The organism is Tenacibaculum sp. 1_MG-2023 (genome assembly GCF_030547425.1).
In the GTDB taxonomy this organism is placed as follows: Bacteria; Bacteroidota; Bacteroidia; order Flavobacteriales; family Flavobacteriaceae; genus Polaribacter.
Map to the genome: position 1 here is coordinate 43,525 of NZ_JAUORH010000010.1, position 15,597 is coordinate 59,121.

Sequence of the window (15,597 nt, forward strand, 5' to 3'; positions counted from 1 at the left end):
AAAAACGTCAATGTAATACCGATGACAGAAAATAATAACGTTATTGAAAACGCAACAGTAGTAATTCACAATAACAAAATAAAGTCTATAAATGATTCTATTTCTTCTGAAGCAACAATTATTCATGGGAAAGATAAATGGCTTATTCCAGGGCTAATTGATATGCACGTACATACGCTGAGCAATGGTAGTTTTTCTCAAGGATATGCAACTAGAGGTTCTACAGTTAACTTTAACACACAGAACTTAATGATTCCATACATAGCAAACGGAGTTACTACAGTATTTGAATTAAGTGGAAGGCTTGGGCACTTCGCACAAAGAGATAAAATAATGGAAAAAAGTGTTATTGGCCCACGTATGGCAATAGCCGCTGTAATTGATGGAGAAGGAAATGAAATTAAAGCCACAACTCCTTTAGAAGGACGACAATCGGTTAGAAATGCCAAAGGTTTAGGATATAGATTTATAAAGATTTATACCTGGTTAAACGAAAAAACTTTTAAAGCTGTTATTGATGAAGCTTAAAAACAGGATATAAAAGTTGTTGGGCACATTCCTACAGCTTTTGAAGGAAAACCTGCTGAATATTTATTTATACCACATTTCGGACTCATAGCACATGCCGAAGAATTATCGAAACAGACGAAGAATTATAGTTATGAAAAAGCGCAAGAATTTGCTCGTTTAGCCAAAGAAAATAATACTTGGTTAATTCCGAACTTATCAAACATGGACTGGATTTCAAAACAGGCTGAATCATTAGAAAGTATTCAAAACTTACCAAGTTTAAAGTATGTACATCCTCTTATGAAAAGTAAGTGGTTAAACTCGAATCGTTATTATGGAGCTTCTCCCAAATTAATTGAATTCTACAATAAACAAAAAGATTTTCATGCACAGATTGTAAAAGCTTTTAAAGAAGAAGGTGTGCCTATGCTTGCAGGAACAGATGCCGGTATTTCTGGAATCGTTTGGGGCTTTTCTCTTCATGATGAATTAGAGTTATTAGTAGATGCTGGATTAACAAATGAGGAAGCCTTAGCTTCTGCAACAAGTTTACCTGCTGAATGGCTAGAAATCGGTGATAAGATAGGGACTATTGAAACAGGGAAATTTGCTGATTTAATTTTACTAGATAAAAATCCTTTAACAGATATTAATAACACTCGTACTATATCTGGTATGTTTGTTGATGGAAAATGGCTTGATAAAACTAAAATCGATACTATACTTGAAAAGGTAGCTAATTGGAATGATGCCAACAAAGAAAAATTTCAATGGAAAAACAGGAAGGAGTTATAGTTCTATAAGTAATGATATATAATATTACAAACCAGATATAGTTCTTATACCTGGTTTGTAATATACTAACCAACTTAATCAATTTCTACTTTTTAAAACTTTTTCAATATCAGTAATCGTAAAACCTTTAGCTTTTAGTAAGATTAAATAGTGATATAATAAATCGGCAGCCTCGTTTTTAAATAATTCATCATTGTTGTCTTTCGCTTCAATAACTACTTCTACAGCCTCCTCTCCTACTTTTTGAGCCACTTTGTTAATTCCTCTTTTGTAGAGTTTATTAGTATAAGACGTTTCAACATTATTATCTATTCTGTCAGAAATGATACTTTCTAATGAATACAAAAAACCTTTAGGTGTTTCCTCACCAAAGCAAGAAGTTGTTCCTTTATGACAAGTAGGTCCTTCGGGAGTAGCTTTAATCAACAAAGTATCATTATCACAATCTACCTCAATATCTTTTACCCATAAAAAGTTTCCTGATTCCTCACCTTTTGTCCAAAGTCTATTTTTACTTCGGCTATAAAAAGTAACTTTTCCTTCTTTTTGCGTTTTAGTAAAGGCTTCTTTATTCATATACCCTAACATTAGTACTTGCAATGTGGTATTATTTTGTATTACTACTGGAACCAATCCATTTCCTTTTGAAAAATCTATATTCATCGTATAGCTATGTTTTGTTTTTTTAATTCGTTTTTTAGTACAGGTACCGGTATTTCACCAAAGTGAAAGATACTAGCAGCCAATCCTGCACTGGCTTCTGTTTTTGTAAAAACTTCTATAAAGTGCTCTACCTTTCCTGCTCCTCCTGAAGCTATTACAGGAATATTTACAGTTTTGCTTACCGTGTTAGTTACTTCAATATCAAATCCGTTTTTGGTACCATCACTATTCATAGAGGTTAATAAAATTTCACCAGCTCCTAATTTTTCTACCTCTTTTGCCCAACTCACAGTTTCTAATTCGGTTTCAAAAGTGCCTCCTTTGGTAAATACTTTCCAATTACCATTTACATTTTTAGTATCAATGGCAACCACAACAAACTGACTTCCGAATCGGTTTTTTAAATCGGTTATTAATTGCAGATTTTTAACTGCAGAAGAATTAATACTTACTTTATCTGCCCCTGCTTGGATTAAAGCTACGGCATCTTCTACAGTACTGATTCCGCCTCCAACAGTAAATGGAATATTAATCTCTCGTGCAATTGTTTTTACTAATGTAACTAAGGTTTTTCTATTTTCTAAAGTAGCTGTAATATCTAAAAACACTAATTCATCCGCTCCTTGTTTTACATATTGTTTTGCTAATTCTACTGGATCTCCAGCATCTTTAATATCTATAAAATTGACCCCTTTAACCGTTCTTCCATTTTTTATATCCAAACATGGAATAATTCTTTTCTTTAACATGTCTTAGCTTATAAACTCTTGTAATTCTTTTAAACTTATATTTCCTTCATAAATGGCTTTACCTACAATGGCTCCTTCACAACCAATTTCTTTTAATCGATGTAAGTCATTGATATTGGCTACTCCTCCACTTGCTATTAAATTCACTGAGGTTTTGCTTAAAATTTCTAAATATAAATCTAAAGATGCACCTTGTAACATTCCGTCTTTAGTTACATCGGTACAAATAGTGTTAGTAATGCCTATTTCTTCATATTCATTTATAAAATCAATAACATCAACTTCTGAGGTTTGTAACCAACCATTAGTCGCAATTTTTCTATCTTTACAATCAGCTCCCAAAATTATTTTACCCTTTCCATATTTAGTAAGCCATCCAATAAATGTATCTGGATTTTTTACAGCTATGCTTCCTCCTGTTATTTGGTTTGCACCACTTTCAAATGCAATTCGAGCATCTTCACTTGACTTTAGACCTCCTCCAAAATCAATTTTTAAATTCGTTTTCGTTGCTATTTGTTCTAATACTTTGTGATTTATAATTCGACTAGATTTTGCGCCATCTAAATCAACAACATGTAAGTATTCTATTCCGTTTGCCTCAAATTCTTTAGCTACTTCTAACGGACTTTCATTATATATTTTTTTGGTATCATAATCGCCCTTAGTCAAGCGAACACATTTTCCTTCTATAATATCTATTGCGGGTATAATTCTCATTTTAATTTCTTTTTATAACTCTAAAAAATTCTTCAATAACTGCTCTCCAACATCTGCTGATTTTTCTGGATGAAATTGCATCGCATAAAAATTATCTTTCTGCATAACGGTACTGAACGGAAGAATATAATCGCAGATTGCCAGTGTGTTTTTAGATACTTCTGCATAATATCCATGAACATAGTATACATCGTCTTCTAAAGCTATGTTTGTAAACAGTTCAGATGATTTTAATTCAGAAAAGTTATTCCATCCCATATGTGGGACTTTTTCTTTTGGAGGAAATTGTTTTGTACACGTATCAAAAATACCTAAACATTCGGTACCTCCTTCTTCAGAAGATTGACACATTAACTGTAATCCTAGACAAATTCCTAGTACAGGTTGTTTTAGGGAAACAATTAACTCATCAATATTTCTTTCTTTTAAGTATTGCATTGCTGAACTTGCTTCTCCAACCCCAGGAAATATTACTTTATCTGCCAATTGTATTTCTTCTGGATTATCAGTTATAATACTTTCGTATCCCAAGCGAGTTAGCGCATTTTGTACCGATCGTATATTTCCAGCATTGTATTTTATAATAGCTATCATGTTTTAATTATGAGTAATGAATTTTTAATTACAAATTATTTTCTCAGATTATTGAGTAATTCATAATTTTTAATTCGTAATTAATTATAGAACTCCTTTTGTTGATGGTAAAATCATTTTGTCAACATCTCTTTTTATAGCCACTTTTATAGCTTTGGCAAAAGCTTTAAAAATGGCTTCTATTTTGTGATGTTCATTTGTTCCTTCTGCTTTGATATTCAAATTACATTTAGCACCATCGGTAAACGATTTAAAAAAGTGGAAAAACATTTCTGTTGGCATTTTCCCTATCATTTCTCGTTTAAAATTTGCCTCCCAAACTAACCAGTTTCTTCCACCAAAATCAATGGCTATTTGTGCTAAGCAATCATCCATAGGTAAACAAAACCCATAACGTTCAATCCCTAGTTTATTTCCCAATGCTTTATAAAATACTTCTCCTAATGCTATCGCTGTATCTTCAATGGTGTGGTGTTCATCTACGTCTAAATCACCTGTTACTTGGATGTTCAAATCCATTTGACCATGACGTGCTATTTGATCTAACATATGATCGAAAAAAGCAATACCCGTATCAATCGTACTTTTCCCTTTTCCATCTAAATTTACTTCTATTTTTATTTGAGTTTCATTGGTATTTCTTTCAATAGAAGCAGAACGTTCTTCCAACTTTAAAAACTCATAAATCGTGTTCCAATTGTTACTCTCTAAAGCTATAAAACCATCTAGTTCCTCTCTTTTTACAGTAATTTCATCAGTTCCTAAATTCGTTTCATCATTGATGTAAATTCCTTGAGCTCCCAAGTTTTTAGCAAGTTCTATATCGGTTAAACGGTCACCAATCACAAAAGAGTTTTTCAAATCGTACTCTTTAGAAAAATATTTTGTCAATAAACCTGTTTTTGGTTTTCTCGTAGGTTGGTTGTCTTTAGCAAAAGTTCTGTCAATGATTTCTTCTACGAACTCAATACCTTCTTCTTTTAAGGTATTCATCACAAAGTTATGTACTGGCCAAAACGTATTTTCTGGATATACTTCCGTTCCTAATCCATCTTGGTTCGTGACTAACACTAATTCAAAGTCGAGTTCTTTGGCTATTTTACTCAATCCTTGAAAAACCTTTGGGTAGAATTGTAATTTCTCAAACGAATCTGTTTGTTCATCTGCTGGTTCTTTAATTAAGGTACCATCTCTATCTATAAATAATATTTTTTTCATCGTTTTTTAAATTTAAAATGAATTTTCAACTTCATCAGGTGTAACACTCAATTCCTCTAATGCTGCCATTAATTTTTTGTTTTCTTTCTCACTTCCTACCGTAATTCGTATGCAATTATTTACCAAACTATTCCTGTTTCTAGTTATAATTTTTTGAGCTACTAACGAGTTATACAATTTATTAGCGTTTGTAACCTCAATTAGTATAAAATTAGCTTCAGAAAGATATATCTTTTTTACTAATTCAATTTCTTGCAGCTGTTTTTCTAGTTTTTCCTTTTCATTGAGAATGATATTTTTCTCAATCTCAAACTGTGCTAAGTTATCTAGCTTATTAAGCACAGCTTCTTGATTTAAAGCACTGATATTGTAGGGTGGCTTCACTTTGTTGTATATATCAATGATTTCTTTACCAGCATACGCTGCTCCAACTCTAACACCTGCTAATCCCCAAGCCTTACTGAAGGTTTGACTTATAATTAAATTAGGGTAATTTTTTAATTGATTTATAAAAGATTCTTTAGAGCTAAAATCAATATAAGCTTCATCAATAATTACAATTCCTTTAAATTTACTAAGAATAAACTCAATTGTTTCATCTTCAAAACAGTTACCTGTTGGGTTATTTGGTGAACAAATGAATATTATTTTTAAATTTTCATCTTCTAAGTAAGGTTCTAAAGCACCTATATTTATCTGAAAATCTTGATTTAAAGCTAATTCAATCAATTCAATATCATTAATAGCTGCGGAAACATTATACATTCCATAAGAGGGTGTAAAAGTTAAGGCTTTGTCTTTCCCCGGATTACAAAATATTCTAAATGCTAAATCGATTACTTCATCACTTCCATTTCCTATAAAAATTTGATTCTCATTTACATCTTTAACCTCAGACAATCGTTTTTTAATTGCTATTTGTTGCGGATCTGGATAGCGATTCAAAACACCAAATGGATTCTCATTGGCATCTAGATACACTTCAGCAACACCTTTAAATTCATCTCTAGCAGAAGAATAAGCTTTTAATTGTTGAATGTTTGTGCGTACTATCTTATTTAAGTTTATTTTTTTCATTGTTAACTATTTTGAGGTGTTACTCAATAAGGTTAAGGTTTCTCACATACGTTCGAAATGACGCTTAGTTATTTAATGAGCTTAATCGGACTGTAATGGCATTTTTGTGCGCTTGTAAGCCTTCTGCTTCTGCCATTAATTCTATAGCTTCACCTATATTTTCTATTCCTTCTTTAGATACTTCTTGAAAAGTAATTTTCTTTACAAAACTGTCTAACGAAACTCCGCTATAGTTTTTTGCATAACCGTTAGTTGGCAAGGTGTGATTAGTGCCACTAGCATAATCACCTGCACTTTCACAACTGTAATTCCCTAAGAATACTGAACCAGCATTTACAATTCCTTCGATATATTCAGAAGCTTTTTCTGATGCTATAATTAAGTGCTCTGGAGCATATTCATTACTAAAACCTATACATTCTTCTTTAGAATTTAAAACAACTGCAAAACTGTTCCCTATTGCTTTTTTAGCTAATTCTTTTCTAGGCAATTCTTCTATTTGTTTGTTTAGTTCTGTTATAACATTTTGAGCAACTTTTCCAGAAGTAGTGGCTAAAATAGCTTGACTATCTGCTCCGTGTTCTGCTTGTGATAATAAATCGGAAGCTACAAAAACAGGGTTTGATGTTTCATCTGCAATTACAAGTACTTCACTCGGACCTGCAGGCATATCAATAGCTACCCCTTGTTGTTGTACCAGTTCTTTTGCTTTGGTTACAAACTGATTTCCTGGTCCTAATATTTTATATACTTGAGGAACGGTTTCTGTTCCGTTCGCCATCGCTCCAATAGCTTGAGCTCCTCCAATTTTAAAAATTTTAGTTACTCCTACCAAAGAAGCAGTGTATAAAATAGCTGGGTTAATTTTACCTTCCTTACTTGTTGGCGTACATAGTACTATTTCTTTACAACCAGCAATTTTTGCTGGAATACCTAACATTAAAATCGTAGAAAATAACGGTGCAGAACCTCCTGGAATATACAAACCTATTTTTTCTACTGCTACACTTTTTCTCCAACAAGTAACACCTTTTGTAGTTGTTATTTTTTTAGGTGCTTCCTTTTGAGAGTTGTGAAATGTTTCAATATTAGATTTTGCTAACTGTATGGCTAATTTTAATTCTTCTGAAACTAAGTTTTGTGCTTCTTCTAACTCTTTTTTAGAAACTTCTAACTCGGTTAACAACACTCCATCAAATAATTGTGTATATTTTTTTAAGGCTTTATCTTTATTAAGCTTTACATCATTTAATATTGTTTGTACCGTTTCTTGTAAACTGTTTTCGCTTAAAGTAGCTCTTTTACACAATGAATTCCAAGTTTCTATTGTTGGGTTTTTTATAATTTTCATCTGTTTATTTTTATTGTTTTAACTATCATCCTTCTTCTGTAATCGGCACAGATATGGGAATTAAATCCTTGACTATCGCCCTGTGATTAAATAACCATTTTTTCTATTGGACACACCAAAATACCTTCAGCTCCATTGCTTTTTAATTCATCTATAATTTCCCAAAATTGATTTTTATTTAATACTGAGTGTACAGAACTCCACCCCTCTTCAGCTAAAGGAAGTACTGTTGGGCTACGCATTCCTGGTAAAATATCAATGATTTTGTCTAGTTTTTCATTCGGAGCATTTAGTAACACGTATCTTGATTGTCTTGCTTTTAATACTGATTGAAGCCTAAATTGTAATTTGTTAAGTATTGCTTGTTGTTTTTCTTGAATCTTAGGTGAAACTGCCAATACAGCTTCCGATTTTAATAGAACTTCTACTTCTTTTAAGTTGTTTTTAAATAAAGTTGAACCACTAGATACAATATCACAGATTCCGTCTGCTAAACCAATATTTGGGGCTATTTCTACAGAACCGTTAATAATATGTAATTGTGATTTTATGTTATTTTCTTCTAGAAATTTTAAAACTGTGTTTGGATATGAAGTTGCTATTTTTTTATTCTGAAAGTAGTTTATTCCTGTATATTCTTCATTTTTTGGGACTGCTAAGGATACTTTACATTTTGAAAAACCTAATTTTTCAATAAATTGAATTTCTTCCCCTTTTTCAATTAGTAAGTTCTCACCAATGATAGCTGCATCCACAACTCCATCTTTTAGATATTGTGGAATATCTCCATTTCTTAGATAAAAAACCTCTAATGGAAAATTGTTTGCTGAAGCTTTTAATTGATCTTTACCATTATCGATAGAAATTCCACAGTCTTTAAGAATTTGTAGAGACTCTTGGTTGAGTCTTCCTGATTTTTGTATGGCTATTTTTAATTTACTCATTTTAGTTTTGAATGGGTTTGAGTAAATCGTTTTGAGAAGATTTTTTCCTGGCGCCTTGGAAATAAAAAACCCGTTTGATTTACTCAAACGGGTTTAAAATATATTTTGTTTTTATTCAATACATTTTCAGTTCGCTTGAGTGCAAATATGAAAATGATGATGATGTAATTGAATAAAACTCATGTCTTTTATTTTGTTACTGCAAATATTTGTTATTTATTTTTAATTATGCAAGTTATTTTTAATAAAAATAAAAAACCACCTAAAACTAGGTGGTTCTTCTTATATTTTCTTTTAGAAATATTCTATTATCTAAAATCAATTTTACGCATACGTAAGCTTTCAGGAGTTACTTCTAAATACTCATCAGCTCTAATATACTCCATACATTCTTCTAAAGAAAAATCGATTTTTGGAGCAATTTTAACACTATCATCGTTTCCTGATGAACGTACATTTGTTAATTTTTTCCCTTTAATTAGGTTAACAGCCATATCATCTGACTTTGAATTTTCTCCAACTACCTGACCTTTGTAAATCTCTTGGTTAGGATCAATAAAGAAACGTCCTCTATCTTGTAAACGGTCAATTGCATAAGCAGTTGCTTTACCTGTTTCAGAAGAAATAATAGCTCCTTTTAATTCCTCAGCAAACTCTCCTTTATATGGCCCGTATTCGCTAAATCTATGGTTTATAATTGCTTGACCTGCAGTTGCTGTTAATATTTTATTACGTAAACCAATTAATCCTCTAGATGGAATAGTAAATTCTAAGTGTTGTAAATCTCCTTTTGGTTCCATTACTAATAAGTCTCCTTTACGTAAAGAAACTAAGTTAATTGCTTTAGAGGCTACATCTTCTGGAACATCAATTGATAATGTTTCGTATGGTTCACTCTTAACGCCATCAATATCTTTTAAAATTACTTGAGGACGACCTACTTGTAATTCATATCCTTCACGACGCATCGTTTCTATCAATACTGATAAGTGTAATACTCCACGCCCGAAAACGTTGAATTTATCTTCAGTATCCGTTTCATCAACACGTAACGCTAAATTCTTCTCCATCTCCTTAAATAAACGATCACGTAAGTGACGAGAAGTAACAAATTTACCTTCTTTACCAAAGAACGGAGAATTGTTAATTGTAAATAACATACTCATGGTAGGTTGATCCACTTCAATTCTTGGTAAAGCTTCTGGATTTTCTAAATCAGCGATTGTATCACCTATTTCAAAATCATCAATACCAGTAATAGCACAAATATCTCCACTACGTACTTTATCAGTCTCTGCTTTACCCATTCCTTCAAAAACGTGTAACTCTTTGATTCGCACTTTTTTCGTCGATCCATCTGCTTTACAAAGCATATAGTCTTGGTTCTTTTCTAAGTCTCCACGGTATACACGTCCAATAGCTATTCTTCCTTTAAAAGAAGAGTAATCTAATGATGTAATTTGCATTTGAGGAGAACCTTCACGGTAAGGTGCTTCAGGAATAGTCTCGATAACAGCATCTAATAAATCGATGATATCTTCTTTTGGCTCTTGCCAATCCGTACTCATCCAACCATTTTTAGCTGAACCATAAATAGTTGTAAAGTCTAATTGATCTTCATTTGCTTCTAAAGCAAACATTAAATCGAATACTTTTTCATGTACTAAATCTGGTGTACAGTTTTCTTTGTCTACCTTATTTACTACTACGATAGGAGTTAACCCTAATTCGATTGCTTTTCCTAATACGAAACGTGTTTGAGGCATTGGTCCTTCAAAAGCATCAACCAATAATAAAACTCCATCTGCCATTTTTAATACACGTTCTACTTCACCACCAAAGTCGGCGTGCCCAGGAGTATCAATTACATTAATTTTAACTCCTTTATAGTTTACTGATACATTTTTAGATAAAATGGTAATACCACGTTCACGTTCTAAGTCGTTGTTATCTAATAATAAATCAGTACGTTCTTTACGCTCATCTAAAATTTTAGCTTGATCTATAATTTTGTCTACCAAGGTTGTCTTTCCGTGGTCAACGTGTGCTATAATAGCAATATTTCTTATTGATTGCATTCGTGCTTATTTTGAAGCTGCAAAAGTAGTGTTTTATTGTTTACGATTTACGAAATTTTATTTATGAATTCGTAATGTTTCATTTAAAGCATTATAAAAACATCATTTTATGTGATTTTCTCATCCTTTAAATGAACTTCGGGAGTCTTAACTTTCTATCTTGTTTGGATAAAGAACTTAATTTATTGAAAGCTAACTAAAAATTATTCAGGTTTACTTTCTTCTAATTCCTCATCATCTGCTCTAAAAGCACTTGGTAAAATATCAGGAATTAATTTTATAAGTAAAGGCAAAAGTAATGCTCCTCCTGGCAGCATAAACACTGTAAAGGCAGGAATTGCTTTACAAATATCAAGTGTTTGTTCTTTTACTTTTGCCTTTTCTTCGTCTGTTAATGATGTAGTTAGAGATTTTCTCACAAGAAAAAGAAGCTCCCTACTTTCTTGGAGCTCTTTAGCTAATCTTTTTTTATTTTTATAGATAGCTTCTTTTATTTCATCAACTGTATTCATTAAAGCTTTCTACGTGCTTTTTCAGTTTTAAGTAAGTTTAATTCTCTTGAAGTTTGTCCTGCAACTGAAGTATTTTCTTCTGCTCTACGTATTAAATATGGCATCACATCACGAACGGGTCCAAAAGGAACGTATTTTGCAACATTATATCCTTCTTTAGCTAAATTAAAACTAATATGATCACTCATTCCATATAATTGACCAAACCACATACGCTTATCGTTAGCTGTAATATTGTGTTCTTTGGCTAAATCCATCAATAAGTATGAGCTTTCTTCATTATGAGTTCCTGCAAAAATTGCCATGTTCTTGTGATTCATCATATAACGAACAGCTTCGTTATAATTGTCGTCAGTTGCTTGTTTATCTACACAAATAGGAGATTCATAACCATTTTCTTTGGCTCTTTCTCGCTCTTTTTCCATATAAGCACCACGAACAACTTTCATTCCGATATGATATCCTTTTTGATGTGCTCTTTTGTGTAAATTTCGAAGATACTCCATACGATCATGACGGTACATTTGCAATGTATTGAAAACGATGGCTTTTTCTTTATTGTAGATTTCCATTAATTCTTCAATTAAATCATCAGCCGCATCTTGCATCCAACTTTCTTCTGCATCTATTAATAACGGAACATCTTTTATTTTTGCTGCTTTACACACAATGTGAAAACGTTCTACAACTCTATCCCACTCTACTTTTTCTTCTGAAGTTAATTCTTTTCCTTCTGTTAATTTTTGATATAAAGCAAAACGACCAAAACCAGTTGGTTTAAAAACAGCATAAGGAATGGATTGCTTTTCTTCAGCAAAATTAATCGTTTTTAACGTCATTTTTAAAGCGTCATCAAACTGCGTTTCATCTTCTTTACCTTCTACTGAATAATCTAAAATACTATGTACGTTACCTTGCTCGTACATTTTTTCGATATTTGGTAAGCAATCATCTTCACTTACTCCTCCACAAAAATGATCAAAAACTGTTGAACGAATTAACCCTTCAACTGGTAAATGTGCTTTTAAAGCAAAGTTTGTTACCGCTGTACCTATTCGAACCATCGGTTGGCTCTGAATCATTTTAAACAAAAAATATGCACGTTCTAACTCTGAGTCAGATTTTAATTTAAAAGCAGTTTCTGTATTATCAAAAAGTCTCATTATCGAGGTAATATTATATCTTTATTTGTTGAGACAAATATAATTGAGTAGACTGATATATTTTAATTTTTTCTATTTAATTTCGCCTTATATTTTTTTGTTATTATGACCACAATTAACGCAGCAACATACCCTATTCATTTTAATGAAAAAGGCTATAATGAATTAACTTCTTTAATTTCTAGTAAAAACTACTCTTCAGTTTTTATTTTAGTGGATGACAATACTTTAAATTGTTGTTACCCTCTATTCATGCAGTTATTTACTACAGATAAACCAATAGAGGTTATTCAAATTGATGCTGGTGAGATTCATAAAAACATGGAAACTTGTATGGGGGTATGGAATGTAATGACTGAATTGGGTGCTGACAGGAAAAGTTTATTAATTACTTTAGGTGGTGGTGTAATTACTGATTTGGGTGGTTTTGTTGCTTCTACATTTAAGCGTGGAATTGACTTTGTAAATATTCCTACTACTTTGTTGAGTATGGTAGATGCTTCTGTTGGTGGTAAAACAGGTGTTGATTTAGGTGTTTTAAAAAATCAAATTGGTGTATTTGCAAACCCAGAATTAATTATTATTGATCCTGAATATTTACATACAGTTACCGCTAGAGAAATTCGTTCTGGTACTGCGGAAATCATTAAATATGGAATGACACACGACATTCAATTATTTAACGAAATTAAAGATAACGATAAACTTAATATTATTGACTTGATTCATCGTTCGATAGAAATTAAAAATGAAGTTGTTTTAGATGATCCTAAAGAACAAGGTATTCGTAAGGTTTTAAATTGGGGGCATACTATTGGTCATGGTGTAGAATCATATTTTTTAGAAGCCCCTGAAAAAGAAACTTTAACACATGGTGAGGCGATTGCTATTGGAATGGTTTGTGAAGCTTACTTATCTTCAAAAGTTTTAAACTTCCCAGAAGATAAAGTGTCTGAAATAAAAGAAGCTATTATTAAAATATATGGTAAAGTTACGTTATCTGAAGAAGATTTTCAACCAATTCTTGAATTGATGAAACATGATAAAAAGAATGTTGGTGGAGAAATTAACTTTGTTCTCCTGAACGATTATGAAGATTATAAAATTAACGCTAAGGCTTCTGATGAGTTAATCAAAGAGAGTTTACAGTTTTATAATTCATAAAGAGTTTTTACCCCTCTTTTCTTTATTTTAGTCTTCCGTTTATATATTTTTTAGCTGTTTCGTAAATAGCATCTACTTCTTTTGTGCTAAATCCACTGTATTCTCCTAGAGGAAAACAAATAGTAGCGTATGTTTTAAAAAACTTATGCTCTTCAGAGGATAACATCAGTAGTTTAGATGTATGGGCTAAAACTTTTAAGGTGGTATTCAACTCTTCGCTTGTTTTTTCTGAAGGATACACCACATAACTTCCAATAATGGGATATTCTGAATCTTTAAATGGTGTAGTTGGAAAGTTATCTATAATTCCACCATCAGAGTAAAGCATATCATCTATCCTTACAGGGTTGAATAAGCCAGGTAATGCACATGAGGCTAATACTGGTTTTAGCAAATCACCTTCATGAAAATACTGAGTGGTTCCTCTATTTAAATTAGTTGTGGAAACCGTTAAGGGTATCTTTAACTCTTCAAATGTGGGTTTAATTTTGTCTTCTATTAATCTTGCATAATTAGAAGAATTAAAAATACCTGGTTTAGCTATTGTTATCCAAGAAAATTGAAATATCTCAGTCGTTTTAAAAAAGTTTAATATTTCTTTTGGTCTCATACCAGAAGCATACATAGATCCTACTAAAGAACCTGAACTACAAGCCGAAATAGCATTAATTTTAATATTTAACTCTTCCAGTTTTTCTAATAAAGCAATATGTGCTACTCCTTTTTCTGCTCCTCCACTTAGCACTAAATTTATAGGTACTTTAGCGTCTAAAGTTTTTATTTTTTCAAGAGAACATTGGTACTTTTCTTTAATCATCTTTCTCTATTTATTAGCTTTTTTTAAGATAATATAATTTTTATGCTTCTACTGAACATTTTTTATAGAGTTTCTCATAAGCTGGTAGAATATTATCTAGTGAAAATAGCTTAATATGTTCTTTAGCGTTTTCTTTAAATTTATTTAAAACCACATCATCTTTCAAAATATCAATAGTATTGTTAGCCATACCATCAGTATCGCCTAATTCGCTTAAAAAACCTGTTTTACCATTAATGTTTACTTCTGGTAACCCTCCTGTATTAGTAGAAATAACAGGTGTACTTGCCGCCATGGCTTCTAAGGCTGCCAACCCAAAACTTTCCGTTTCAGACGGTAATAAAAACACATCTGTATAGCATAATATTTTTGCAACTTCTGTACTATTTCCCATAAATAGTACTTTATCTTCTATTTGTAATTCTTTAACTAAATTTTCAGCTTTTAAACGTTCAGGACCATCACCAACCATTAGTAATTTTGAAGGAATTTCTTTTTGAACCTTATTAAAAATTCGAATTACATCATCGGTTCGTTTTACAGGTCTAAAATTACTTATATGTGTTAAAATTCTCTCTTCAGATTGTGCCAACGCTTCTCTTTTACACTCTCCTTCATGCGCCTTGTCATATTTTTCTCCATCAATAAAGTTGTATACTACTTTAATATCTTTTTCAATATTAAATAATCGAAGTGTATCTTCTTTTAAGCTATTGGATACAGCTGTTACTTCATCTGATTTGTTTATACTAAACTCTACAGCAGTTTTATAAGTTGGATGACTTCCTACCAAGGTAATATCCGTACCGTGTAGTGTTGTTACTACTTTTATATCAATACTTTTATCTTCAAGCATTTTTTTTGCCATATAGGCAGCGTATGCATGCGGAATAGCATAATGTACATGTAACACTTCAAGTTCATATTTTTGAACTACTTCTACCATTTTACTTGATAAAGCTAATTCATAAGGCTGATATTGAAATAGTGGATATTCTTCTAAAACAACTTCATGAAAATGCAAACGATGAGAAAAGAAATCTAATCGAACAGGCTGATTGTAAGTTATAAAATGTACTTCATGCCCTTTATCTGCTAATGCCATTCCTAATTCGGTCGCCACTACTCCACTTCCTCCAAAGGTAGGGTAACATACAATTCCTATTTTCATCTGTATCTGTTGATTATTTGTTGAATATGATTACAGACGTAAATTTACGGTATTACTTACTTTTTTTTGTA

Annotated in this window: 16 protein-coding genes; 3 read left to right on the forward strand and 13 right to left on the reverse strand. The window is 31.7% G+C overall.

Annotated elements, in window-relative coordinates; all coding sequences use genetic code 11:
* Positions 1–21: 21 nt before the first annotated feature.
* Both Q4517_RS08565 and Q4517_RS08570 read left to right on the forward strand, forming a co-directional pair.
* On the forward strand, positions 22–528 hold the full coding sequence (locus tag Q4517_RS08565) for an amidohydrolase family protein (RefSeq protein WP_303508112.1): 507 nt from the start codon (positions 22–24) through the stop codon (positions 526–528).
* 87 nt (positions 529–615) lie between these two features.
* Entirely contained in the window at positions 616–1,305 is a 690-nt protein-coding gene (locus Q4517_RS08570; protein WP_303508184.1) for an amidohydrolase family protein, read from the forward strand.
* 78 nt (positions 1,306–1,383) lie between these two features.
* On the opposite strand, the gene hisIE is transcribed toward Q4517_RS08570, so the two are convergent.
* From hisIE to Q4517_RS08625, 11 genes are all read right to left on the reverse strand, one after another.
* Positions 1,384–1,968, reverse strand: a complete 585-nt coding sequence (hisIE, locus tag Q4517_RS08575) for a bifunctional phosphoribosyl-AMP cyclohydrolase/phosphoribosyl-ATP diphosphatase HisIE (RefSeq protein ID WP_303508113.1) — start codon at positions 1,966–1,968, stop codon at positions 1,384–1,386.
* Complete coding sequence (hisF, locus tag Q4517_RS08580; RefSeq protein ID WP_303508114.1) at positions 1,965–2,717, reverse strand: imidazole glycerol phosphate synthase subunit HisF; 753 nt, start codon at positions 2,715–2,717, stop codon at positions 1,965–1,967. The genes hisIE and hisF overlap by 4 nt, the downstream gene beginning before the upstream one ends.
* A 3-nt stretch (positions 2,718–2,720) precedes the next feature.
* Entirely contained in the window at positions 2,721–3,437 is a 717-nt protein-coding gene (hisA, locus tag Q4517_RS08585; protein WP_303508115.1) for a 1-(5-phosphoribosyl)-5-[(5-phosphoribosylamino)methylideneamino]imidazole-4-carboxamide isomerase, read from the reverse strand.
* Between the two features lie 12 nt (positions 3,438–3,449).
* Positions 3,450–4,031, reverse strand: a complete 582-nt coding sequence (gene hisH, locus Q4517_RS08590; protein ID WP_303508116.1) for an imidazole glycerol phosphate synthase subunit HisH — start codon at positions 4,029–4,031, stop codon at positions 3,450–3,452.
* An 84-nt stretch (positions 4,032–4,115) separates the two neighbouring features.
* Entirely contained in the window at positions 4,116–5,249 is a 1,134-nt protein-coding gene (gene hisB, locus Q4517_RS08595) for a bifunctional histidinol-phosphatase/imidazoleglycerol-phosphate dehydratase HisB (protein ID WP_303508117.1), read from the reverse strand.
* 12 nt (positions 5,250–5,261) lie between these two features.
* Positions 5,262–6,326 carry a histidinol-phosphate transaminase gene (gene hisC / locus Q4517_RS08600; RefSeq protein WP_303508118.1) on the reverse strand — a complete coding sequence of 355 codons (1,065 nt, stop codon included), beginning with the start codon at positions 6,324–6,326 and terminating at the stop codon, positions 5,262–5,264.
* A 64-nt stretch (positions 6,327–6,390) separates the two neighbouring features.
* Positions 6,391–7,677 (reverse strand): histidinol dehydrogenase, encoded by a 1,287-nt coding sequence (gene hisD / locus Q4517_RS08605; RefSeq protein ID WP_303508119.1) that lies wholly within the window; start codon positions 7,675–7,677, stop codon positions 6,391–6,393.
* An 86-nt stretch (positions 7,678–7,763) separates the two neighbouring features.
* Positions 7,764–8,621 (reverse strand): ATP phosphoribosyltransferase, encoded by an 858-nt coding sequence (gene hisG / locus Q4517_RS08610; RefSeq protein WP_303508120.1) that lies wholly within the window; start codon positions 8,619–8,621, stop codon positions 7,764–7,766.
* A 308-nt stretch (positions 8,622–8,929) separates the two neighbouring features.
* A complete protein-coding gene (typA, locus tag Q4517_RS08615) occupies positions 8,930–10,699 on the reverse strand; it encodes a translational GTPase TypA (RefSeq protein ID WP_303508121.1) in 1,770 nt (589 codons plus the stop codon).
* 203 nt (positions 10,700–10,902) lie between these two features.
* Positions 10,903–11,211, reverse strand: coding sequence for an LETM1 domain-containing protein (locus tag Q4517_RS08620; RefSeq protein ID WP_303508122.1), 309 nt, complete (start codon positions 11,209–11,211; stop codon positions 10,903–10,905).
* Positions 11,211–12,377: a proline dehydrogenase family protein gene (locus Q4517_RS08625; RefSeq protein WP_303508186.1), complete on the reverse strand. Its 1,167-nt coding sequence runs from the start codon at positions 12,375–12,377 to the stop codon at positions 11,211–11,213. Before Q4517_RS08625 ends, Q4517_RS08620 begins: the two co-directional genes overlap by 1 nt.
* Positions 12,378–12,479: 102 nt before the next feature.
* Here Q4517_RS08625 and aroB point away from each other — a divergent pair, with 102 nt between their 5' ends.
* The gene (gene aroB / locus Q4517_RS08630; protein ID WP_303508123.1) at positions 12,480–13,538 is read left to right on the forward strand and encodes a 3-dehydroquinate synthase; all 1,059 of its coding nucleotides are present in this window, start codon (positions 12,480–12,482) and stop codon (positions 13,536–13,538) included.
* Between the two features lie 22 nt (positions 13,539–13,560).
* Here the strand turns inward: aroB and Q4517_RS08635 are convergent, their stop codons facing one another.
* Both Q4517_RS08635 and bshA read right to left on the reverse strand, forming a co-directional pair.
* Positions 13,561–14,355 (reverse strand): patatin-like phospholipase family protein, encoded by a 795-nt coding sequence (locus tag Q4517_RS08635; RefSeq protein WP_303508124.1) that lies wholly within the window; start codon positions 14,353–14,355, stop codon positions 13,561–13,563.
* A 40-nt stretch (positions 14,356–14,395) separates the two neighbouring features.
* The gene (bshA, locus tag Q4517_RS08640; RefSeq protein ID WP_303508125.1) at positions 14,396–15,526 is read right to left on the reverse strand and encodes an N-acetyl-alpha-D-glucosaminyl L-malate synthase BshA; all 1,131 of its coding nucleotides are present in this window, start codon (positions 15,524–15,526) and stop codon (positions 14,396–14,398) included.
* Between the last annotated feature and the right edge of the window lie 71 nt (positions 15,527–15,597).

Coding starts and splice junctions, on each gene's coding strand:
- Q4517_RS08565 (WP_303508112.1), top strand. CDS start 22: ATGACAGAAAATAATAACGTTATTGAAAACGCAACAGTAGTAATTCAC.
- hisIE (WP_303508113.1), bottom strand. CDS start 1,968: ATGAATATAGATTTTTCAAAAGGAAATGGATTGGTTCCAGTAGTAATA.
- hisF (WP_303508114.1), bottom strand. CDS start 2,717: ATGTTAAAGAAAAGAATTATTCCATGTTTGGATATAAAAAATGGAAGA.
- hisA (WP_303508115.1), bottom strand. CDS start 3,437: ATGAGAATTATACCCGCAATAGATATTATAGAAGGAAAATGTGTTCGC.
- hisH (WP_303508116.1), bottom strand. CDS start 4,031: ATGATAGCTATTATAAAATACAATGCTGGAAATATACGATCGGTACAA.
- hisB (WP_303508117.1), bottom strand. CDS start 5,249: ATGAAAAAAATATTATTTATAGATAGAGATGGTACCTTAATTAAAGAA.
- hisC (WP_303508118.1), bottom strand. CDS start 6,326: ATGAAAAAAATAAACTTAAATAAGATAGTACGCACAAACATTCAACAA.
- hisD (WP_303508119.1), bottom strand. CDS start 7,677: ATGAAAATTATAAAAAACCCAACAATAGAAACTTGGAATTCATTGTGT.
- hisG (WP_303508120.1), bottom strand. CDS start 8,621: ATGAGTAAATTAAAAATAGCCATACAAAAATCAGGAAGACTCAACCAA.
- typA (WP_303508121.1), bottom strand. CDS start 10,699: ATGCAATCAATAAGAAATATTGCTATTATAGCACACGTTGACCACGGA.
- Q4517_RS08620 (WP_303508122.1), bottom strand. CDS start 11,211: ATGAATACAGTTGATGAAATAAAAGAAGCTATCTATAAAAATAAAAAA.
- aroB (WP_303508123.1), top strand. CDS start 12,480: ATGACCACAATTAACGCAGCAACATACCCTATTCATTTTAATGAAAAA.
- Q4517_RS08635 (WP_303508124.1), bottom strand. CDS start 14,355: ATGATTAAAGAAAAGTACCAATGTTCTCTTGAAAAAATAAAAACTTTA.
- bshA (WP_303508125.1), bottom strand. CDS start 15,526: ATGAAAATAGGAATTGTATGTTACCCTACCTTTGGAGGAAGTGGAGTA.